The sequence below is a fragment of the Terribacillus halophilus genome, assembly GCF_900101385.1.
Taxonomy (GTDB): Bacteria; Bacillota; Bacilli; order Bacillales; family Amphibacillaceae; genus Terribacillus; species Terribacillus halophilus.
Window position 1 is genome coordinate 314526 of record NZ_FMZB01000001.1, and the last position, 21241, is coordinate 335766.

Annotated in this window: 21 protein-coding genes; 20 read left to right on the top strand and 1 reads right to left on the bottom strand. The window is 34.8% G+C overall.

Annotated elements, in window-relative coordinates; genetic code table 11:
- Positions 1–66: 66 nt before the first annotated feature.
- The gene (locus tag BLQ53_RS18815; protein WP_170829543.1) at positions 67–228 is read left to right on the top strand and encodes a hypothetical protein; all 162 of its coding nucleotides are present in this window, start codon (positions 67–69) and stop codon (positions 226–228) included.
- Here the strand turns inward: BLQ53_RS18815 and BLQ53_RS01475 are convergent.
- Positions 222–1271, bottom strand: coding sequence for a C40 family peptidase (locus tag BLQ53_RS01475; protein WP_093725289.1), 1050 nt, complete (start codon positions 1269–1271; stop codon positions 222–224). The genes BLQ53_RS18815 and BLQ53_RS01475 overlap by 7 nt on opposite strands.
- Positions 1272–1601: 330 nt before the next feature.
- On the opposite strand from BLQ53_RS01475, the gene galU reads away from it, so the two are divergent.
- The 19 genes from galU (at position 1602) to BLQ53_RS01565 (ending at position 21020) form a co-directional block, all read left to right on the top strand.
- The gene (gene galU / locus BLQ53_RS01480) at positions 1602–2486 is read left to right on the top strand and encodes a UTP--glucose-1-phosphate uridylyltransferase GalU (protein WP_093725291.1); all 885 of its coding nucleotides are present in this window, start codon (positions 1602–1604) and stop codon (positions 2484–2486) included.
- Positions 2487–2788: 302 nt separating this feature from the next.
- Positions 2789–3556: a YveK family protein gene (locus tag BLQ53_RS01485; RefSeq protein ID WP_093725293.1), complete on the top strand. Its 768-nt coding sequence runs from the start codon at positions 2789–2791 to the stop codon at positions 3554–3556.
- Positions 3531–4223, top strand: coding sequence for a CpsD/CapB family tyrosine-protein kinase (locus BLQ53_RS01490; protein ID WP_093725295.1), 693 nt, complete (start codon positions 3531–3533; stop codon positions 4221–4223). The genes BLQ53_RS01485 and BLQ53_RS01490 overlap by 26 nt, the downstream gene beginning before the upstream one ends.
- A gap of 71 nt (positions 4224–4294) precedes the next feature.
- Positions 4295–5068: a tyrosine-protein phosphatase gene (locus BLQ53_RS01495; protein ID WP_093725297.1), complete on the top strand. Its 774-nt coding sequence runs from the start codon at positions 4295–4297 to the stop codon at positions 5066–5068.
- 181 nt (positions 5069–5249) lie between these two features.
- Positions 5250–7070, top strand: a complete 1821-nt coding sequence (locus BLQ53_RS01500; protein ID WP_093725299.1) for a polysaccharide biosynthesis protein — start codon at positions 5250–5252, stop codon at positions 7068–7070.
- A gap of 13 nt (positions 7071–7083) precedes the next feature.
- Positions 7084–7710, top strand: coding sequence for a sugar transferase (locus BLQ53_RS01505; protein ID WP_093725301.1), 627 nt, complete (start codon positions 7084–7086; stop codon positions 7708–7710).
- A 23-nt stretch (positions 7711–7733) separates the two neighbouring features.
- On the top strand, positions 7734–9098 hold the full coding sequence (locus tag BLQ53_RS01510; RefSeq protein ID WP_093725303.1) for a UDP-glucose dehydrogenase family protein: 1365 nt from the start codon (positions 7734–7736) through the stop codon (positions 9096–9098).
- A gap of 23 nt (positions 9099–9121) precedes the next feature.
- The gene (locus BLQ53_RS01515) at positions 9122–9973 is read left to right on the top strand and encodes an NAD-dependent epimerase/dehydratase family protein (protein WP_093725305.1); all 852 of its coding nucleotides are present in this window, start codon (positions 9122–9124) and stop codon (positions 9971–9973) included.
- 2 nt (positions 9974–9975) lie between these two features.
- Positions 9976–11076, top strand: a complete 1101-nt coding sequence (locus BLQ53_RS01520; RefSeq protein WP_093725307.1) for a glycosyltransferase family 4 protein — start codon at positions 9976–9978, stop codon at positions 11074–11076.
- Entirely contained in the window at positions 11076–11651 is a 576-nt protein-coding gene (locus tag BLQ53_RS01525) for an acyltransferase (protein ID WP_093725309.1), read from the top strand. The genes BLQ53_RS01520 and BLQ53_RS01525 overlap by 1 nt, the downstream gene beginning before the upstream one ends.
- Positions 11652–12845: a glycosyltransferase gene (locus BLQ53_RS01530; RefSeq protein ID WP_093725311.1), complete on the top strand. Its 1194-nt coding sequence runs from the start codon at positions 11652–11654 to the stop codon at positions 12843–12845. It abuts the gene before it with no gap.
- Positions 12846–12867: 22 nt separating this feature from the next.
- The gene (locus BLQ53_RS01535; RefSeq protein ID WP_170829544.1) at positions 12868–13938 is read left to right on the top strand and encodes a glycosyltransferase family 1 protein; all 1071 of its coding nucleotides are present in this window, start codon (positions 12868–12870) and stop codon (positions 13936–13938) included.
- 44 nt (positions 13939–13982) lie between these two features.
- Positions 13983–15257 (top strand): oligosaccharide flippase family protein, encoded by a 1275-nt coding sequence (locus BLQ53_RS01540; protein ID WP_170829545.1) that lies wholly within the window; start codon positions 13983–13985, stop codon positions 15255–15257.
- The gene (locus BLQ53_RS01545; protein ID WP_170829546.1) at positions 15250–16188 is read left to right on the top strand and encodes a glycosyltransferase family 2 protein; all 939 of its coding nucleotides are present in this window, start codon (positions 15250–15252) and stop codon (positions 16186–16188) included. The genes BLQ53_RS01540 and BLQ53_RS01545 overlap by 8 nt, the downstream gene beginning before the upstream one ends.
- A gap of 96 nt (positions 16189–16284) precedes the next feature.
- A complete protein-coding gene (locus BLQ53_RS01550; RefSeq protein WP_170829547.1) occupies positions 16285–17358 on the top strand; it encodes an O-antigen ligase family protein in 1074 nt (357 codons plus the stop codon).
- A 39-nt stretch (positions 17359–17397) separates the two neighbouring features.
- Positions 17398–18417 carry a GDP-mannose 4,6-dehydratase gene (locus BLQ53_RS01555; protein WP_093725321.1) on the top strand — a complete coding sequence of 340 codons (1020 nt, stop codon included), beginning with the start codon at positions 17398–17400 and terminating at the stop codon, positions 18415–18417.
- Between the two features lie 32 nt (positions 18418–18449).
- Positions 18450–19364 (top strand): LCP family glycopolymer transferase, encoded by a 915-nt coding sequence (locus tag BLQ53_RS01560; protein ID WP_093725323.1) that lies wholly within the window; start codon positions 18450–18452, stop codon positions 19362–19364.
- 116 nt (positions 19365–19480) lie between these two features.
- Complete coding sequence (locus BLQ53_RS19390; protein ID WP_425288271.1) at positions 19481–19651, top strand: CpsB/CapC family capsule biosynthesis tyrosine phosphatase; 171 nt, start codon at positions 19481–19483, stop codon at positions 19649–19651.
- Between the two features lie 421 nt (positions 19652–20072).
- Positions 20073–21020 (top strand): LCP family protein, encoded by a 948-nt coding sequence (locus tag BLQ53_RS01565; protein WP_244499203.1) that lies wholly within the window; start codon positions 20073–20075, stop codon positions 21018–21020.
- Positions 21021–21241: the final 221 nt, after the last annotated feature.

The following is a 21241-nucleotide window of genomic DNA, read 5'->3' on the forward strand; positions in this document are numbered from 1 at the left end:
AAAATAATATGAAACCAAATGGTCCATTCAATCGTCTATTAAGTAACAAACATAGGAGGGAACAACATGTTCCAGATTGTTTTCTATATAATAGGTGTCCTTGTAATGCTGTACCTGGTAGCCGAAATTGCCCGCCAGCTGACAGACCTTCGCCAGCTCATCTCGCCGGAAAACAAAACAAAAAAGCCTGAGACAGAAAGTTCTGTCCCAAGCTTCGGTGATCAATAGAAACGCTTGTAGCTATCGAAATGCTTCGCGTAATAAGAATTGCTTGTGCTTGTGATGCGCACGCCATCGTTATCCGCATGGATGAACTGACCGCCGCCAAGGTAGATACCCATATGGGAGATACCAGCTTTGTACGTACCTTTGAAGAAGATCAAATCACCAGGCTGCGGTGAGCTTACATAATAAGAACGGTTGAAGTAACCTTCCGCAGATGTACGGGAGATATCATAACCGGCATTCTTGAATGCATAGTAGATGAATCCGCTGCAGTCGAAACCAGCAGTCGAGGATCCGCCCCATACATAAGGTTTACCCAGCTGGGATTTCGCAACGCTGATCAGCTTGTCCACACTCTTGGAAGTACTTGCGGAGTCCACTTTCGTGTTATTCGCTGGCTTCGTGGAAGAAGAGGAACCGCTGCTTGCTTTTCCGTTGATCTTCAATGTCTGACCGACACGGATGACATCAGAAGATAGATTGTTCCAGCTCTTCAAGTTCGCAACAGAAACACCGTTGTTGTTGGCAATCTTCCAAAGTGAATCACCCGACTTCACTTTGTAAGTGGAAGAGGAGCTGCTGCTTGAGTTGGACGAGCTGCTGGAATTGGAGGAAGAGTTATTCGAAGAAGAAGAACCCCCCGCAGAAACCTTCAGCTTGTCACCAGGATAAATCAAGTATCCAGAGATATTATTCCATTTTTTCAAGTTGCTCAAAGATATGTTATGTTTCGCTGCAATACCACTCAACGTATCACCGGATTTAACAGTATATGTAGATGCACTGCTAGAAGAAGATGAAGATGTGTTCGTATTAGATTTAGACGAGCTGGATGAACCAGAAGTCTGCAATACTTGGTTAGGGAAAATCAAATCACTTTTCAAATTGTTGATTTTCTTCAATTCAGAAACGGAAGTGTCGTATTTGCTGGCAATCTTCCAGAGCGAGTCGCCCTTTTGTACTTTATAGGATGCAGCGTCAACTGTTGTGGCATATGAACTAGCGATAACTGCCGTAGCAGCAAGGGTAACAATCGTCTTTTTCATTCTAGTAACGTTCTCCTTTATTTTCATAATCCATAGAAATTAATCATACTATAGCATAATTTGGCACCTAGATTACCAGAATTTACGCAGATGTAATGTAACTGTAATATTAGACGCGTATATTGTAGGGAAATGTAGAATGGATGTTATTGAGGGTTCCGAGATAGTATGTTACTATTTTTACAGATTCAGTAAGTGGATAAGGACTTTTGTACGAGTTGTGATTTGCCGCCTTGGATAATGTTTTATCTTTTAGACAAGGGGAAGTATAATTCGTATGAAACACACTATACGCATTCTACATATAATACATAAAGAGGTGCAGAACGTATGAAAATCAAAAAGGCCATCATTCCAGCAGCAGGTCTAGGAACACGCTTCCTGCCAGCAACGAAAGCACAGCCGAAGGAAATGCTGCCAATCGTTGATAAACCAACGATTCAATACATTGTCGAAGAAGCAGTGAAATCCGGCATCGAAGACATCATCATTGTCAGCGGCCGCGGAAAACGTGCCATCGAAGACCACTTCGACAAATCCTACGAGCTGGAAGATCAGCTAATCAAAAAAGATAAAATGAAGATGCTCGAAGAAATCCAAGACATCTCCAATCTTGCTGACATCCACTACATCCGTCAAAAAGAAGCAAAAGGCCTTGGCCACGCCATCGCCACAGCCAAGAAATTCATCGGCAACGAGCCATTCGCAGTCTTGCTCGGTGATGATATCGTGAAAACAGACGGAACACCAGCATTGAAACAATTGACAGAAGCCTTTGAAAAGTATCGCGGTTCTGTCGTCGGCGTACAGCAAGTACCAGAATCCGAAGTATCCAAATACGGTGTCGTCGCACCTCAAGGATCCACAAGTGAACCTAACTTGATGCAAGTAAGCGACCTAGTCGAGAAACCGAAGAAAGAAGAAGCACCTTCCAACTACGCAATCATGGGACGCTACGTATTGACTCCAGAAATCTTTGATATCCTGGAAACTCTTCCTCCAGGTGCTGGCGGAGAGATCCAATTGACAGATGCGATTAAAGAGTTGAATAAGAAACAAGCTGTCTATGCTTGTGAGTTCAGTGGAGATCGTTATGATGTTGGGGATAAATTTGGGTTTATTAAAGCGACTATTGAGTTTGCGTTGGATCGTCCGGATTTGAAAGATCAATTAGAAGATTATCTAAAAAACTATGTGATGTTAGAAAATAAATAAAGTTAACTGCGAGAACAAGCCTTTTTTAAAGGCTTGTTTTTTTATCCAAATTTATTTGTAAATCTACTCCCTAACTGGAAAAACTATGTTATACTTCTATATGTTTGTTTTGAATAGAGTCAAAAAGGACTATATATTATACTAATTTTCCCTGATAACGCAACAATATTTGTAAGTTTTTCTACTGTTCGACAAAATAGGACATTGCAAGGTAACAAATAGAAGATATAATAGGATAGTACTATTTCACGAAAAGTTAGTATATTACACCGACAGCAAGATTAATTAACGGAGGGAAATGAATGGAAGAAACAATATCTTTAAAGGAAATATTTGCATTGTTAAAGAAGCGCATGTTAATGATTTTATCCTTAATAGTGAGCTTTGCTGCGATTGCACTTATACTTAGCTACTTTTTAATTACTCCTACATATACAGCAAAAGCTTCTGTGGTCGTCAATCAGGAGGAGAATGTCGATGTTTCAGCGTTAAATACAGCAATTCAATCCAATATAAGCTTGATCAATACATATAAGATCGTTATGACAAGCCCTGTCATTTTGGATGAAGTTGCAAAAGAGATGAACTTGTCTTTATCATCTACTGAAATTGCAGAGAAGTTAGAGGTTACGTCAGAAGCAGACACACAGATTATCACTGTTACAGCAACTGACATCAATCAAGCAAAAGCCGCAGAGCTTGCGAATACGACAGTGAATGTATTCCAAAATGAAATACCTGAATTGATGAACTTGGAAAACGTTAAACCGCTATCGTTAGCGGAAACAGAAGACAACCCGTCTCCGGCGAGTCCGAATATCCTATTGAATACAGCTATTGCTATTGTTTTAGGTGCTATGGTCGGGATTGGTCTTGCATTCTTGCTAGAGTATCTAGATAACACTGTGAAAACGGAAAATGACATCGAGAAGAGAATCGGTATTCCAGTGATCGGGTCTATCAGTCATATGAGCGAAGAGGACTTAGTAACCAATAAACAATATCAAACTACAGCGCAGAGAAGAAATGTAAGGAGAGACTATAATGGCCAAAAGAAAAAAACAGTTTAAAACCAATGTAAGATCTCTCATTACAAAGCAAAATCCAAAGTCCCCTATTTCAGAGCAATTCAGGACGATTCGGACGAATGTTGAATTTGCATCTGTCGATGAAAAAATCCAAAGCATGCTAGTTACATCCTCGGGACCATCAGAAGGTAAATCGTCTATTACTGCTAACTTGGCTATCGTGTTTGCACAACAAGGCAAAAAAGTGCTATTGATTGATGCCGACTTAAGGAAACCAACTACGCATTACACGTTCAAGATGGATAATCGTGTAGGATTAAGCACTGTACTCATTGGTGAGAAAACACTGGAAGAAGCAGCACAGGAAACAGATGTACCTAATCTTGATTTATTAACTTGTGGGCCAATTCCCCCAAATCCTTCTGAGCTCCTGGGCTCAAATGCGATGAAGCGCTTGTTGGAAATAGCGGAAGAAGTCTATGACATGGTTATCATAGACACACCACCTGTATTAGCTGTCACAGATGCGCAAATTCTTGCTAATATTTGCGATGGCTCCATTATAGTGGCACGCAGCGAACAAACAGAGTACGATTCCCTTTTAAAGGCAAAGGAACTGATTGAGCCTGCAAAAGCTAAGCTGTTGGGTGTTGTGCTGAACGACGTAGCACAGAAACATTCAAATACCTATTATTATTACGGAAACTAAACTTACAAGGGAGCAATGTTGATCAGCAACTCATAGACATTGCTCTTTTGTGAATAAATGGGGTGAAAACTATGATTGATATTCATTGTCACATATTGCCGGGGATTGATGACGGGCCGAGAACATTAAACGAAAGCCTCGAAATGGCGAAAGCAGCAGTAGCGGAAGGAATCGATACAATTGTAGCTACTCCTCATCACCGCAATAATCAGTTTAATAACCATTACGCTGATATTATGAAAGAAGTACATAATCTAAACGATGCATTAGCGGCGGCAAGCATTCCATTGACCATTCTCCCAGGACAGGAAACAAGAATTTTTGGCGAGTTGGTTGAGGGACTAGAAGAGAGAGAAATCTTGCCAATAAACCAACATACACCCTACATCTTAATTGAACTTCCGACCGCAACATTCCCAAAATTCACAAAACAATTGCTTTATGATGTGCAACGACAAGGATACAAACCAGTGATTGTGCATCCTGAACGAAATAAAGCCATTTTGGAAGATCCTAATCTCTTATATGAAATTGTAAAAGGAGGTACCTTATCCCAAGTAACAGCAGCGAGTATTTTAGGTAAGTTCGGCAAGAAGATACAGGAACTCAGTTTCAAACTGATTGACAGTAATCTTTGCCACTTTGTAGCGTCTGATGCCCACAACATAAGTACTAGGTCATTTGTCTTACGGGAAGCGTATGATCTTCTGGAGAGTGAGTATGGCTCTGCATTTGTCAATCAGATGACAGAAAACGCTGCTGATCTTATCGAAGGAAGAAACATTGTAGGTGAAATTCCAGAACGTATAAAAACAAAGAAAAAGTTATTTGGTATCTTCGGTTAAACATGTGAAAAGGTGGGTTTCCTATCAATCAATTTGATACTTTGCCTAAATCAATTAAAAAGACAATGCGCTATATCAAGCAGGATGCGCCTCTTCATAAACTCTTATTCATAAAAAAACTTGTAAATGAAGCCATAGATAAGAGAATTCAAAATGAAGAAAGTAAAAAGGGGACGATCTCTTGAGTTATTCTAAAAGACTAGCTTTGCTAGTCGGCATGGATTCACTTATTGTATTATTTTCTGTTTATGTTGGATATTATTTTTTAAACCCTTATTTCGGTATCTTTACATCTAAAATGCTATTAATCAGTTCGATAACCTTACTTATAACACATCATATTTTTTCTTTTATTTACCGTCTGTATCATAAGGTTTGGTCTTATGCGAGTATAGGTGAAGTTATTGCTATTGTTAAAGTCGTAAGTTTTTCGATTATTTCTGCAGCCATTGTGCAGTCTGTTGTATTGGGGAATATCTATGTTCGTGTATTGTTTCTAACATGGCTATTACATATCTGTCTGATAGGAGGTAGCCGTTTTTCCTGGAGGCTGTCAAGAGACAAGTTAGTTAAGTCAAGTATTGTAAAAGAAAATACATTGATAGTCGGAGCAGGTGCTGCTGGAACGATGTTAGTCCGCCATTTACTTAAAAATCACGACCATGAATTACAGCCGGTTGCATTCGTAGATGATGATTTGAATAAACATAAGCTTGATATATATGGAACACCAGTAGTTGGTTCAACAAATGATATTCCTGAAATAGTAGAAAGATATAGAATCAAGCATATCATCTTGGCTATTCCATCACTAAACAAGCACAGAATGCAAACTATCTATCAACAATGCAGCAAAACTAATGCAACAACAAAGATTGTCCCGATGTTAGAAGATATCATTACAGGAAAAGTGTCTGTTCAGCAGTTTAGGGATGTACAAGTTGAAGACTTGCTTGGACGTGATCCGGTGGAATTAGACACGCAGAGTATTTCTGAAAAACTATCAAATAAAACGGTGTTAGTCACTGGAGCTGGTGGTTCTATAGGATCAGAAATCTGCCGACAAGTGTCTAAATTTAAACCAAAGAGACTGTTACTTCTTGGTCACGGAGAGAACTCTATTTATACAATCGATATGGAATTAAGAAATACTATCGATAAAAATATTGAAATTATCCCTATCATAGCTGATGTACAGGATCGAGAGAGAATTCAGCAAGTAATGGATGATTATCAACCTGATGTTGTTTACCATGCTGCTGCACATAAGCATGTTCCATTAATGGAGTATAATCCAAAGGAAGCGGTTAAGAACAATATTATCGGTACAAAAAATGTAGCGGAAGCAGCTGATTTAGCTCAAGTTACTACTTTTGTACTTGTTTCAACAGACAAGGCAGTTAATCCGACTAATGTAATGGGGTCGACTAAACGAATTGCAGAAATGATAATTCAGGATATAGACAAGCGTAGCAATACAAAGTTTGTTGCAGTACGCTTCGGAAATGTACTTGGAAGCCGTGGTAGTGTCATACCGTTATTTAAGAAACAAATAAAAGCTGGTGGGCCATTAACAGTAACTCATCCTGAAATGACTAGATATTTTATGACCATACCAGAGGCGTCAAGGTTAGTTCTACAAGCCGGAACACTTGCCCAAGGTGGTGAAATATTTGTACTTGACATGGGTCAACCTGTTAAAATAGTTGATTTAGCAACGAACTTAATAAATTTATCAGGCTATTCTTTAGAAGAGATAGGTATAAAATATTCTGGGATGAGGCCAGGAGAAAAGATGTACGAGGAACTTCTAGATAGAGATGAGATAATAGGTGAAGCAATATTCCCTAAAATACTGGTTGGTAGATCTTTACAAATTGATTTTGCAAAGATTACTTATTTAATTGATAATTATATCTTGCTAAATGATAAAAAAATTAGAGAATATGTCTTGGAAATAGCCAATAAAAGAAGTTCAGAAACTGTATCACTCACAAATTAAAGGAGGATTCGAATTGAATTATCTTTTTTATAAAAGGGTTATTGATTTTTGTTTATCGATATTTGTGCTAGGAATAACGTGGCCTTTTTTCCTACTAATCTCTATAGTGATTAAAATTGATTCAAAGGGACCGGTATTATTTAAACAAGAAAGAATAGGTAAAAATAAAGAAAAATTTTATATATTGAAATTTAGGACAATGAAAACTTGTACACCGAACGATATGCCCACTCACTTATTAAAAGATCCTAATGCGTTTATTACAAGAAGTGGAAGATTGTTAAGAAAAACAAGCCTGGATGAATTACCACAACTAATCAACATAGTAAAAGGAGATATGAGCTTTGTTGGTCCTAGGCCTGCTCTATGGAATCAGTATGATTTGATATCGGAAAGAGATAAATATAAAGCGAATGATATTTTTCCAGGTTTAACTGGTTTGGCTCAAGTAAATGGGAGGGATGAGTTACCAATTGATGCAAAAGCTAAATTAGATGGTGAATATACTAGAAATTGTAGTTTAATTCTTGATATAAAATGTTTAATTAAAACTTTTACTAGTGTTTTAAAAGCGGAAGGTGTAGTTGAAGGTAAAATTGAGAAGAAAATTAAAGGTGAAAAAAAGACAAGTTCTTATTAATTGATTATTTAAAGGAGAAAGATATGTATAACATAGCAGTAGCAGGAACAGGATACGTTGGTCTAGTAGCAGGAGTTTGTTTTGCAGAGATGGGACATAATGTTACATGTGTAGATATAGATAAAGAAAAAATTGAATCTATGAAGAAGGGAAAATCTCCAATCTACGAAACTGGATTAGAAGAATTGATGGAGAGAAACTATCAAAAAGGTAACTTAAACTTCACAACAAATCACCAACTAGCATACGAGAAAGCAGATGCGATTTTCATCGGGGTGGGAACACCAGAACAATCAGACGGCTCAGCTAACTTATCACACATTGCAACGGTAGCCAGACAAATTGCTGAATCGGTAGTAAAAGATTGCTTAGTTGTTGTAAAGTCTACTGTACCGGTAGGTACAAATGATAAAGTAGAACAATTTATAGAAGACTTTAAGGTTAATGATGTACATATCGAGGTAGCGTCCAACCCAGAATTTCTTTCTCAAGGTTCTGCTGTTAAAGACACCCTATCAGCAGATAGAATTATAATCGGAGTAGAGAGTAAATGGGCAGAGAAAATGCTTAAAGATATTTATAAACCTTTCAAAATCCCTATTGTATCAGTTAACAGGCGATCAGCAGAAATGACAAAATATGCTTCAAATGATTTTTTGGCTTTGAAAATTTCTTATATGAATGATATAGCAAATCTTTGTGAATTAGTAGGAGCAAATATACAAGATGTCGCCAAGGGGATGAGTTATGATCCTAGGATTGGTGATAAATTTTTGAATGCTGGAATAGGATATGGTGGATCTTGTTTCCCTAAAGATACTAAAGCATTAGAATTTCTAGCAAAAGAAAATGGTTATGATCTAAAAACTGTTAAAGCTGCCATAGATGTAAATGAAGGACAAAAAGGGATACTATTCAAAAAAGCTAAAAATAGAATGATTACGTTAAGTGGATTAAAAGTAGCTGTCTTAGGTTTAACTTTTAAGCCAGGTACAGATGATTTGAGAGAAGCTCCTTCATTAGAAAATATTCCCTTGCTATTAGAACAAGGAGCAGATATTGTTGCATATGATCCAATTGGTATTAATAACTTCTCAAAGTTATATCCTACAGGATACCATGGAAATGGAAAAATATCATACACACATTCTATTGAAGAAGCACTTAATGAAGCTAATTTGTGTTTTATTTTTACTGAATGGAATGAAATCAAAGAAACAAGTATAGATACTTTTGTTACTAAAATGAAGACGCCAATCATCTTTGATGGAAGAAATATCTATAGTTTAGAAGATGTTAAAAACTCTTCAATTGAATATCACTCAGTGGGAAGAGAGATTGTTGAAAGAGAAAAAAAGAATGTACCTAGAGTGAAAGAATTAGTATGAGAGAAAAATAAGGGGAAATTATTTTGAAAAAGATACTAATAACAGGTACGAACGGCTACATTTCCACCCAATTCACTAAATATATCCGTGAAAATTTTAATGAAGATTATGAGTTAACTCCTATTAGTCTAAGAACAGGCGATTGGAAAAGTATTGATTTCGGAAGGTACGATACAATCATACATGCAGTTGGAATAGCTCATAAAAAAGAAAATGCTAAAAGTAAGAATGAATATTTTAAAATAAACAAAGATCTTACTATCAATCTAGCAGAAAAAGCTAAAAAGGAGGGGTGTAAACAATTTATTTTTTTAAGTTCAATGAGTGTTTATGGAATGAACAGTGGTTTTATCACAAAAAAAACTAAGCCAAAACCCAATACAAATTATGGCCAATCTAAATTAGAAGCTGAAAATGCAATAAAATATTTACAAGATAGTAAGTTTAGAGTAGCCATACTTCGACCGCCGATGGTTTATGGAAAAGATTGCGGAGGGAACTATCGCAAATTATCGGAAATTGCTAATAAGTTATTTGTCTTTTTGGATACAAATAACTTGAGGAGTATGATTTATATTGAGAATCTCAATATTGTAATAAAGCAATTAATTGATTTTAATAGTGCAGGTACATATTTCCCACAAAATGATGAATTTGTAAATACTAGCGAATTAGTTAAGAAGATAAGAGCAGTCAGAGGAAAGAAAACCAAAATAATACGCGTTAATGGAAATAAGATGAATTTGTTTATGAGGGTAAGTTATTTTAGAAAAATCTTTGGAAATTTAACTTACGAAAAGAGTCTTTCAGCTCAAAATATAGATAACAAGGAATTTATCAACTTTGAAGATTCAATTAAGTTGTCGGAGGATTAATAATGAAAGATATAGTGATTTTATCAAACCATCATTCATATACTTATAACTTCAGAAAGGAGATAATTGAGCGTCTAATTTCTGACGGTTATAAAATAACGCTTGTACTCCCGTATGGTGAGAAAGTCGAACTTTTAAAAGATATGGGATGTGAATATATAAATCTTCCCTTAGATAGAAGGGGAATGAATCCATTTAGGGATATAAAACTGCTTAGGGGATACTATAAGATTTTAAAAAAGATTAACCCTTTAGCTGTTCTAACCTATACAATTAAACCCAATATTTATGGAGGTTTAGTAAGTAGATTGTTAAGTATTCCGTTCTTTCCAAATGTTACTGGTTTAGGTTCAGCTGTTGAAAAAGAGACTATGCTTCAGAAATTACTAGTCTTCATGTACAGATTATCTTATAAAAAGGCAGATTGTATTTTCTTTCAAAATCATGATAATAAAAATTTTTTCATAAATAAAGATATTAAACACAAAAAGTCGATAGTCATTCCGGGATCAGGGGTTAATTTAGAAAAATTCCCCATCCTTCCTTATCCAAAAGATGATAAACTTGAATTCCTTTATATATCTAGAATTATGAAACAAAAAGGAATCGAAGAGTTTATTAGTGCTGCTAAACATATTAAAAATAAATATCCGCAAACAGAATTTCACATTGTTGGATTTTGTGAAGAAGATTATGAGTCTGAATTGAGAGAACTCCATAAAGATAGAATTGTGCAATATCATGGACAACAGAATGATATTTTACCATATCTAGAAAGAACCCACTGTACAGTACACCCTACCTTTTATCCTGAGGGAATGTCCAATGTACTGTTAGAAAGTGCTGCATCTGGAAGACCAATCATTACAACTAATAGAACAGGCTGTAAGGAAATAGTTGATGATAACCTCAATGGCTTTATTGTAAAGGAACAAGACCATAATGATTTAATAAATAAAATAGAGAATTTTATTAGCCTTAATTATCAAAAAAAGAAACAAATGGGAATTCAGGGTAGAATTAAGGTAGAGAAAGAGTTCAATCGAGATATTGTAGTTAATTCTTATTCTCATGAAATAGCTCAAGTGTTGGGTGTTAACTAATGAAAAGGAAAAGAGAAATTTTTGTTAAGTACAAAAGAATTATTGATATGATTCTAGCATTCTCAAGAATTTTACCGAAAAGCTTTTACCTACGAGTCCTTAAAGTTATCCGTGGCCACGATAATTATTTAGCAGTGTTTATAAGATATATTTGCTTGAAGAATTGCGCAAAAAAATGTGGTGAAAATGTTGCGATTTTCTCAAATGTTTATTTGCTAAATGTGGGTGAATTAACTATAGGGGATAATGTTAGCATTCATCCATTATCATATATTGATGCATCCGGAAGTATATTTATTGGAAGTAATGTTTCAATTGCTCACAATACAACAATTCTATCGGAGGAACATAAGTATACAAATTTGAATATAAATATAAAAGACCAAGGTTATATTTACAAAAAAACGTCCATTGAAGATAATGTTTGGATCGGCGCAGGCGCAAGAATTTTGGCTGGGTGTACTGTGAAAACTGGAAGCATTATTGCCGCCGGTGCGGTTGTGAAGAAAGAGGTTCGTAGTAATGCCATAGTTGGAGGTGTTCCTGCTAAGGTATTAAAGGAGAGGAATAGTTGAATGAGATTGGTTTTTGCACACGACCATATATTTTATAAACATGAAGAAAGATATTATAGTACCGGTGGTTTGTCTAGTGATGTTTTACAAAGGTATACAAACGTTTTTAAAGAAGTAGTCATACTCAGTAGACAAAAAGAAATAGATGTCTATCAAGATAATCTTACTCTTGCTTCAACTCCAGGGGTAAGGTTTGTTGAAGTTCCAAATTTTAAAAATTGGAAAAACCTTAATCAAATAATTAGTGCGAAAGAAGTTATACGTAAAGAGGTTCTAAGTGCTGATTCTTTAATAGCTAGACTTCCAAGTTCCATTGGGAACTTGGCTGTAAAAGAGGCAATAAAACAAGATGTACCATATCTCTTAGAAGTTGTTGCATGTCCATGGGACTCGCTTTGGAATCATAGTAATTTAGGAAAAGTAATTGCCCCTTTTTCGTATAGTAGGATGAAAAAAAATGTAAAAAAGGCCCCTTATGTATTATATGTTACAAGTGAGTTTTTACAGAGACGTTATCCCACAGAGGGGATTTCTACCAATTGTTCAAATGTTAATTTAAACTTAATTCATCAAGAAACACAAAAAGAGAGACTAAAAAGAATAGAAACTAGTGATGGGAAAATAGTATTGGGAACTACCGCAGCTCTCAATGTAAAGTCCAAAGGACAACAATATATAATAAAAGCCTTAAGTAAATTAAAAGAAAAAGGTATAACAAATTATGAATATCAATTGGTTGGAGCTGGAGATAATTCTTATTTGAAAACAATAGCAGAGAAATATAATGTAAGAAATCAAGTGAAGTTTATTGGACCACTGAAGCATAATAAAGTATTCGAATGGTTGCAAGATGTTGATATATACATACAGCCAAGTCGTCAAGAGGGTCTTCCAAGGGCGTTGGTTGAGGCAATGAGTATGGCACTTCCAGCCTTTGGAGCTAATACTGCTGGAATTCCGGAGTTGTTAGATAAAGAATTTATATTTAGGAACACTTCTTATAATTTTGATGAGATTTTAGACATTCTTCTAAAATTAAACGATAAAAAAGTACTAAAAGAACAATCTAAAAGAAATTTTCTAGAATCAAAGAAATATCAATTTGATGTATTAGGAAAAAGAAGGAACGACTTTTTTAAAGATTTTAAAAATTATAGTTCTATTAGGAAAAAGAAAGATGAGATAAATGATTAGGATATTACATGTAGTATCGTCGATGGATAGAGGCGGCATAGAAACATTTATTATGAATGTTTATCGAAATATAGATCGGAATGCTATACAGTTTGATTTCTTAGTACATACAGAGCGAGAATGTGCATATGATAAGGAAATCACAGAATTGGGTGGAAAAATTTATAGAGTTCCTCCGAGAAATAAAGGTATTTTTACTAATTACCAAGCCTTAAAAAAATTCTTCCACGAGCACAAGGAATACTTAATAGTACATCAGCATGTAAGCTCACTTACGTATATAACACCTTTAATTGTTTCAAAAAGATTTGGTGTACCTGTAAGAATAGTTCATGGTCATAGTACAACTCAAGGAGGAAATAAACTAAATAAATATCTTCATAAGTTAAATAGAAAATACATAAAAAGAGTTGTAACAAATCGGTTTGCTTGTTCTAAATTAAGTGCTAAATGGACATTTGGCGAAGTGGAAGAACAAATTGATATAATTAAAAATGGAATTGATACAGCAGCGTTCGCTTATGATAAAAAGGTGAGAGAATATGTCAGAAGGAAATTTGGATTAAATGGAAAATTTGTTATAGGTCATATTGGAAGATTTAATAAAGTTAAAAACCATAGTTTCTTAATTAAAATTTTTAGTGAAATAACTAAGCAAAAACCTTCTAGCGTCTTAATACTAATAGGTGAGGGGAAGGAAAAAAAAGAAATACAAAAAGAGGCAGCAGAACTGAATATCGAGGATAAGGTATTGTTCTTAAGTCCAACTAATAACGTGAAAGATTTTTATCAAGCAATGGATGTTTTTGTATTTCCTTCGCTGAATGAAGGACTAGGAATTGTATTGTTGGAAGCTCAAGCCTCAGGGTTAGTATCTTATGCATCAAAGCATAGAGTTCCTGAAGAAGTAAACGTAACTAAAAATGTGAATTTCATAGAATTAGAAAAAGGTCCATATATCTGGGCGAAAGAGATTATTAATTCTCATAAAAATAGACAAAGTTTTATTAAGCAAATTGACCAGAAGGGTTATGGAATAAAGGAAGTATCAAATTATTTACAAGAATTTTATTCTGGCAGATATAGACGTTAAAGAGGTTTTTTATTTTAGCTATATAAAACATGTGAGGGATTTCTTTGAAGAGTAGTTTAACTCAAAAGTTATTTAATAATATTTCTTGGAACTTATTGGCGGCCGTTTTGGCACAGGGATCGACCTTTATATCGACGATAATAGTTGCTAGGTGGTTAGGTTCAGATGAGTATGGGAAGTACAGCTTAATTTATAATACATTAGTGACTGTAAGTGGGGTAGCTGGAATGGGTTTAGGTATAACTGCTACAAAATATGTTTCTAAGTATAAGAATACAGATAAGAACATAGCTAGTGGTGTACTAGGTTTGTGTGCAAATGTAGCAATTGTTTCAGCATTCACTATAACAATAGTAATATTACTTTCATCAGAAATTATTGATAGATATGCTCTAAACATGGGAAACTTTTCTTACTTACTTCTTTTTGCTGTATTGCACATATTTTTCTTTATACTGAATGGTTTTCAAAATGGTACATTAATAGGTTTAGAGAAATTTAACGTTATTGGCAAGATTAACTTAGTAGTAGGTATATTAACAATAATTGCAACACCTCTACTTTTAACTTATTTTGATCTTGAAGGTGCTCTTCTCTCTTTGAGCTTATTAGCTTTTATTCGATGGCTCTTAACATCTTTTTCGTTGAGGAAATATCTTTTAGTATCAGAGTTAGAGATTAACAGAAGAGCGTGGAAGGCACATTTCCCTGTATTTGTTAAGTTTGCTTTGCCAGCAGCAATATCTTCAATGATTGGTAGCTTCGCAATATGGATTTCGAACGTCATTGTAGTCAAGGAAAATATTGGTTTCCAAGAGCTGGGCTATTTTTCTGCGGCAGCAACCTTAGGCACAATAACTCTTTTCTTACCTAAAGTAATTAATCAAGTATTTTCTCCGATGTTAAGTTCTGTTGATAGAAAAAATGAAAAGAAGATGTTTATATTTAATCTAATAACAATAATCATTAGTTCTGTTATAGTGATGACGATAATATTCATATTGACGCCAACTTACATAAATATACTTGGAAATGATTATAGAGATATCGGAGCAGTAATTCACGTTTACCAACTCTCTTGTTTGTTTCAAATATTAGCAACTACCTTTTACCAACGAGTCTTTGTGGACGGGAACATGTGGATTCAATTATTTATAAACTTTGTATGGGCAATAGTATTGATATCCTTTACTTACTTGAATGCAAATAACGGTGCTGTAGGCTTAAGCTACGCAAATCTTATATCATGGTTAGTAAGTACAGCATTATATCTCATATATTATATAAAAAACACATGGAGGAAAAATGACGTTGCTTAAAAAATATAAAATGTCTATTATTATTCCTGTCTATAATAGGGAGAGAGAAATTGAAAGATGTTTAGAAAGCTGTCTTAATCAAAATTTAGATTCAGTCGAGATAGTGATAGTAGACGACTGCTCGATAGATAAATCTGTTGATGTAGTAAAATCCTTTTTTTTGAATAAAAGGGTTAATTACAAGATTTTGGAAATTGATAAAAATAAAGGAGTGGGACATGCTAGAAACTTTGGGGTTAAATCCTCGGAAGGAGAGTGGCTACTCTTTTTGGATAGTGACGATGAATTACTAACCGGAAAGTTACACACAATTTTGACTACTATAGATCAGGTAGAGAGGCATAACCCAAATATCAAAAAGTTAGGTTTCCCTTATCTTAAGGATGAAAAGAAAATACCGGCTCATGCACCTTTTTCGGAGGTTGTTAATTTTGTGAATTATTTAAGATGGATTAATGATTTAAGAGGGACAGACTATCTACAAGTAATTCATAATGACATCTTTCAACAATTCAAGTGGAATGAGGAGAGAGTGCCAGAAAAAGAATTTCACTTAAAATTATTTGATGGTACAGATCTATTTTACAAAGATGAAATTGTAGCTAAAATTAATTCTGATGCTGAGCAACAATTAACTAGAGTTAGTATTTCTGCAATTCCTTATCAGCAGGCTGTAAATACCTACGATAGCAATATAAGAATATTGAGTAGATATTCTTTGGAATTGAAAGGATATGCACCACGTATGTTAGAAAGTATTATTAATACCCTTTTAATTTATGCTTTAAGTGCCGATAAAATAAAGGAATTAGCCATATATTTATTTAAGAATAGATTATATACTAGTCTAAATAAAAAACAATTCTTTTTTATACTTATTTCAATTTTTAATTCCAGAATAGCATATGGAATAGCTGAAAAAAGAAAGTGATTCTTCAAATATATTAATGTAGGTGATAGTTTGATTTTTCTTCGAAATAAGTGGATTATGTTTCTTATTTTGTTTCCTCATTTCAGCATATATTACTTGCAAACACTTGAATTTGAGCTAATAAATATTATTTGGTCATCTTTAGTAATTATTGTTGCAATACTCATTACATTAACAAAGTTACAAGTACATAAATTTTCGATTGTGGTAAGTATTTTGTTATTACTAGTCATAATATCATCATATTTAAATGGTACTTTGTCAGTAAGTATTACTTTTCATGCAACAATCTTAATAAGTGTTTGTATTTATCTCTTATATTGTCTTGAGGAAATTAAAGAGGCATTAAAAGGATTATATTATTTATGTGGTTTTATAGTAATCTCAAATTTGTTGACAGTAATGTTCCCTAACATAAATCCTGTCACGGGACAGGAGATATATCTTTTAGGAGGAAAAAACCAAGTAATTATAACAGTTACACTAAGTGTATGTGTATCATATCTGTATTTCTTATTTAATGGAAAAAAGAATATAATCCCCAAAATTATTATAGCTCTGGGATTGCTGTCAACATATCTTGCAGGCAGTGGAACTGGTACAGTAATAGTATTTTTGCTAATACTATATATATTGTTACATAAAAAAATAAAACCGACTTTTATCGTGCTTTTTTTAATATATATTAGTACATTCTTAACGATTGTTATTTTTAGACTTCAAGAAATTCTTTTTAAAAACTTTATAGTAAATGTACTTCATAAAAGTCTTACTTTTAGTGATCGAACCTTTATATGGGATGTAACAATAGATGCAGTTAAAAATTCTTGGCTAATCGGTTATGGTAGAGATAATAACATTATTTTAACAAAGGTAAGTTCTTTAGGAGTAGATCAAGCACATAATGGTTTGTTGGAAATTTCCTTAGAATCAGGAGTACTTGGAGTGCTTGTTTTTATATATATATTGTTACTTATTGGGAGGAGATTGGACGAATATAGATTAAGTTTTGAAGCAAGTTTAATCTCGGTTACTATTTTCTTGTACCTAATTATTGGCTTAACTGAGAGTATATTTTACAGAATAGAATTTTGGATAGTTCTAATTTTAGGATATTCTATCTTAAGAATTATTGATAAAACTAGAAGTCGTTTTAACGTCAAATTGTAAGGTGATATAAATATGTTTAGAGAAAGGTAGATATTTAAAATGGATAAGAAAGTATATCTCATAACAGGTGCGGCAGGTTTTGTAGGCTATTATCTTTCAAAAAAACTGTTAGATCAAGGGTGTAATGTTGTCGGTGTAGATAATCTTAATGATTATTATGATATTAACCTAAAATACACTCGTTTAAACAATCTATCAAATTATAATAACTTTTCTTTATACAAAGTTGATCTTTCCGATAAAGAGGGTATTATGATTTTATTTGATACTCATCGCCCAAATATAGTGGTGAACTTAGCAGCTCAAGCTGGTGTTCGTTACTCAATAGAAAATCCAGACGCTTATCTACAAAGTAATATGATTGGCTTCCACAATATTTTGGAAGCTTGCCGACATTATCCAGTTGAGCATTTAATTTATGCTTCCTCTAGTTCAGTTTATGGAGCAAATGAAAAAGTTCCGTTTGAAGAATCAGATGTGGTAGATAATCCTGTATCACTTTATGCAGCTACGAAGAAATCCAATGAATTGATGGCTCATACTTACAGTCATCTATATAATATTCCAACAACAGGTTTACGCTTCTTTACTGTTTATGGACCGATGGGTAGACCAGATATGGCTTACTTTGGTTTTACTGATAAGTTCTTTGCAAAAGAACCAATCAAGATTTTCAATAATGGAGATTTTGAGAATGATTTGTACAGAGATTTTACCTATATCGACGATATAGTGAAGGGCATCGTTGGATTACTTCATCACTATGACAAAGAGAAACTTTACAATGTATATAATATAGGTAATAACCAGCCTGTTAGATTAATGGAATTTATTCAAACCCTTGAAGAATGTTTATCCAATTCTTTAGGGGAAAAAATTGAATTTATTAAAGAGTTTGAGCCTTTCAAAAAAGGTGATGTACCTGCAACATATGCTTCTACTGACAAGCTTCATAAAGCAATAGGTTTTAAACCAGAAACATCACTAAAAGAGGGCTTACAAAAATTTGCAGATTGGTATGTTTCCTACTATATTAAAAAAGCAGAGAAAATAAATTAGCCACTATGGTTAGGGGATACGAGGTGTAATCATTGCCATCTAGAAAAGGTAAAAATAAAAAAAAGCGTATTTGGTTAAGAGTTCTATTGTCTCTTATAGTAATTTTAATCTTAGTGGTCGGTGTTTTTGCTTTCCTTACAATTAATAATGCTCGAAGTACAGTAAGTAATATTCAAAAGTCAACAAATGCTATTGATCAGAAAGAAGTACAGAAAAAAGTGGAGAACAACGAAAAGTTAAACGTTCTTCTTTTGGGTGTAGATGAACGTGAAGGCGACGCTGGGCGTTCGGATGCTTTAATGGTAATGTCTTTGGATCCCGATAATGATTCTATGAAGATTGTCAGTATTCCTCGAGATACACGTGCAGAAATTGTGGGAAATGGAACAACGGAGAAGATTAACCATGCTTACGCCCGGGGCGGGGTGGATATGTCAATCAATACTGTTGAGAACTTCTTAGATATCGATCTTGATTACTTTGTAGAGATGAATATGGAGGGGCTTTCCGATTTAGTGGATGCTGTAGGTGGTATTACAGTTAATAGTCAACTCGAATTCACACAAAATGGGTATAGCTTCACACAAGGCGAAACTTCTATGGATGGTAAAAAAGCCATGGCTTATGTTCGTATGAGAAAAGAAGATCCTAACGGTGACTTTGGTCGTAATGCACGTCAGCGCCAAGTGATTCAAGCAGTTATAGATAAAGGCGCTAGTATCAAATCAGTGAATAAGATTGATGACTTGCTAGATGTTCTAGGTAATAACGTACAGACAAACATTGATTTCAGTACTATGACAGATTTATTCCAAAACTACCGCAACGTAAGAAAGAATACTGAGAATTACCAAATGCAAGGGACGGGCACTACAATTGATGGTGTTTATTACTATGAAATTGGTCAAGAGGAAAGAGATAAAGTTCACGATATGCTAGGTGAATAAAAATAAATTAGGATGTCTCAAATGGAGGCATCCTTTTTGTTTATCTGAATATGAGACAAGCATGAGACATTTTCCTCTATGTCTCATGCTATCATTTCAGTAAGGACAGTACTGGAATGGGGGATTCCTTTTGCTTAGATGTTCACTTCCATATCTTGCATGGTCTGGATGATGGTCCGAGTACGTTGGGGGAAAGTTTGAAGATCACGGAGGAGGCTGTATTTGAGGGGATAGATACGATTGGGGATAAGATCACTTATAATTCCCCGTCAGAACATCTATGCTAGTTGAGGCGCTGCAAGAAGAAGGGATTCAGTTACAGGTTCTTCCTGGACAGGAGACTTTAGTATCCAACGAATTACTTGAGGAACGAGATTTAATGGATTTGATACTGGTAAACGTCTAGCTACATATATCATATGTGCAGAAACAGGGAACGGTTTCCGCACAGCGATTGCTATACTCTACTAAAAGTATAAGAATATATTAATAAGAATGCCAAAAATAGACAAAAACTATACAGATATTTATTGAGATATATTAACTAGATGGGTGTTCTGTTTTGAGCTGGAACGAATAGTAACAGCCCGTTTAAGGAAATGGATTATTTATACTGGATATTCCTTGCAAAAAATATAAAAACTATATTCCATCTGGGCATTTCATGCTATTATCTTTAGTAGGTATTTTTTAGAAAGGCGGATCAACGTGACTTTACAACGTCAAACGCGTAAGAAAAAGAAAGTTCGCAAATTCAGAGTGTTTATAATGGTATTCCTGATCGCTTTCTTAGCAATTGGAGGTTATGCTGCGTATGAATATATTTCTGCTTCGCTTGCTGCGAATGCAGATAACAATCTTAGTGATGATGTGGAATTCAATGGCTCGGATGAGAATGTTGATAATGTGAATGTGCTCGTCCTCGGCAGTGATTCCCGGGGGGAAGATAGCGGGCGAGCAGACACAATCATGATTGCCAACTACAGCTCGGATACGAATCAGCCAAAGCTGGTATCGATCATGCGTGACACGTATGTGAATATTCCGGGATATGGCTATAATAAAATCAATGCTGCCTATTCAATCGGCGGACCGGAACTGATGCGGAAAACAATCACCGAAAACTTCGGTATCAATATCAACTACTATGCTGAGATTGATTTTAAAGGCTTCGAGAAGCTCGTCGATGCAGTGGCACCCGATGGTATTGAAGTTACCGTAATCCCTGAAATGACAACGGATCAAAAAGCCTTAGGAGTGCAGCTGACGGAGGGTACGCAAAAACTTCACGGCAAAGAGTTGTTGGCTTATAGTCGATTCCGCCACGACGCAAATGGTGACTATGGCCGTGTTCAACGTCAGCAGGAAGTCCTTGGTAAGCTGAAAGAAGAAGTGGGCAGTGTGATGACTGTTGCAAAGCTGCCGAAAATGATTGGAATTGCGAATGGATATGTCAGCACAAATGTCCGGACCGGGTTACTATTATCAATGGGTACAGATGTCCTGCGAGGTAAGACCGAGGATATAGAAACGATGCGAATTCCGATGGATGAGACTTATCATGATGCCCGATATGATGTTGGGGCAGTATTGGAATTCAACGTAGGCGGGTTGGAACAAAATGCCCAAGAAGCACAAACTTTCTTGAATCAGTAATATAGACCTCTTCTTTTAAGGAGTTAAAAAAAGAAGAGGTTTCTTTCGTGGTATGATCTAAGTTTCAGTGGTATTCAGTAGTTATGAAAGAAATATATAAGAAGTCCTCGTTTAGCATAAAATTTGAACAGGACCACGAAGAATAAATTAACCACATACATTCTTAAGGCGGCGTGGATACAACAATTAACTAGAAGAGAAAATCGATATAACTTAGTTTT

Excerpts from the sequence above, each read along its gene's own strand:
- BLQ53_RS18815 (WP_170829543.1), top strand. The coding sequence starts at position 67 with ATGTTCCAGATTGTTTTCTATATAATAGGTGTCCTTGTAATGCTGTAC.
- BLQ53_RS01475 (WP_093725289.1), bottom strand. The coding sequence starts at position 1,271 with ATGAAAAAGACGATTGTTACCCTTGCTGCTACGGCAGTTATCGCTAGT.
- galU (WP_093725291.1), top strand. The coding sequence starts at position 1,602 with ATGAAAATCAAAAAGGCCATCATTCCAGCAGCAGGTCTAGGAACACGC.
- BLQ53_RS01485 (WP_093725293.1), top strand. The coding sequence starts at position 2,789 with ATGGAAGAAACAATATCTTTAAAGGAAATATTTGCATTGTTAAAGAAG.
- BLQ53_RS01490 (WP_093725295.1), top strand. The coding sequence starts at position 3,531 with ATGGCCAAAAGAAAAAAACAGTTTAAAACCAATGTAAGATCTCTCATT.
- BLQ53_RS01495 (WP_093725297.1), top strand. The coding sequence starts at position 4,295 with ATGATTGATATTCATTGTCACATATTGCCGGGGATTGATGACGGGCCG.
- BLQ53_RS01510 (WP_093725303.1), top strand. The coding sequence starts at position 7,734 with ATGTATAACATAGCAGTAGCAGGAACAGGATACGTTGGTCTAGTAGCA.
- BLQ53_RS01520 (WP_093725307.1), top strand. The coding sequence starts at position 9,976 with ATGAAAGATATAGTGATTTTATCAAACCATCATTCATATACTTATAAC.
- BLQ53_RS01525 (WP_093725309.1), top strand. The coding sequence starts at position 11,076 with ATGAAAAGGAAAAGAGAAATTTTTGTTAAGTACAAAAGAATTATTGAT.
- BLQ53_RS01530 (WP_093725311.1), top strand. The coding sequence starts at position 11,652 with ATGAGATTGGTTTTTGCACACGACCATATATTTTATAAACATGAAGAA.
- BLQ53_RS01535 (WP_170829544.1), top strand. The coding sequence starts at position 12,868 with ATGGATAGAGGCGGCATAGAAACATTTATTATGAATGTTTATCGAAAT.
- BLQ53_RS01555 (WP_093725321.1), top strand. The coding sequence starts at position 17,398 with ATGGATAAGAAAGTATATCTCATAACAGGTGCGGCAGGTTTTGTAGGC.
- BLQ53_RS19390 (WP_425288271.1), top strand. The coding sequence starts at position 19,481 with ATGGGGGATTCCTTTTGCTTAGATGTTCACTTCCATATCTTGCATGGT.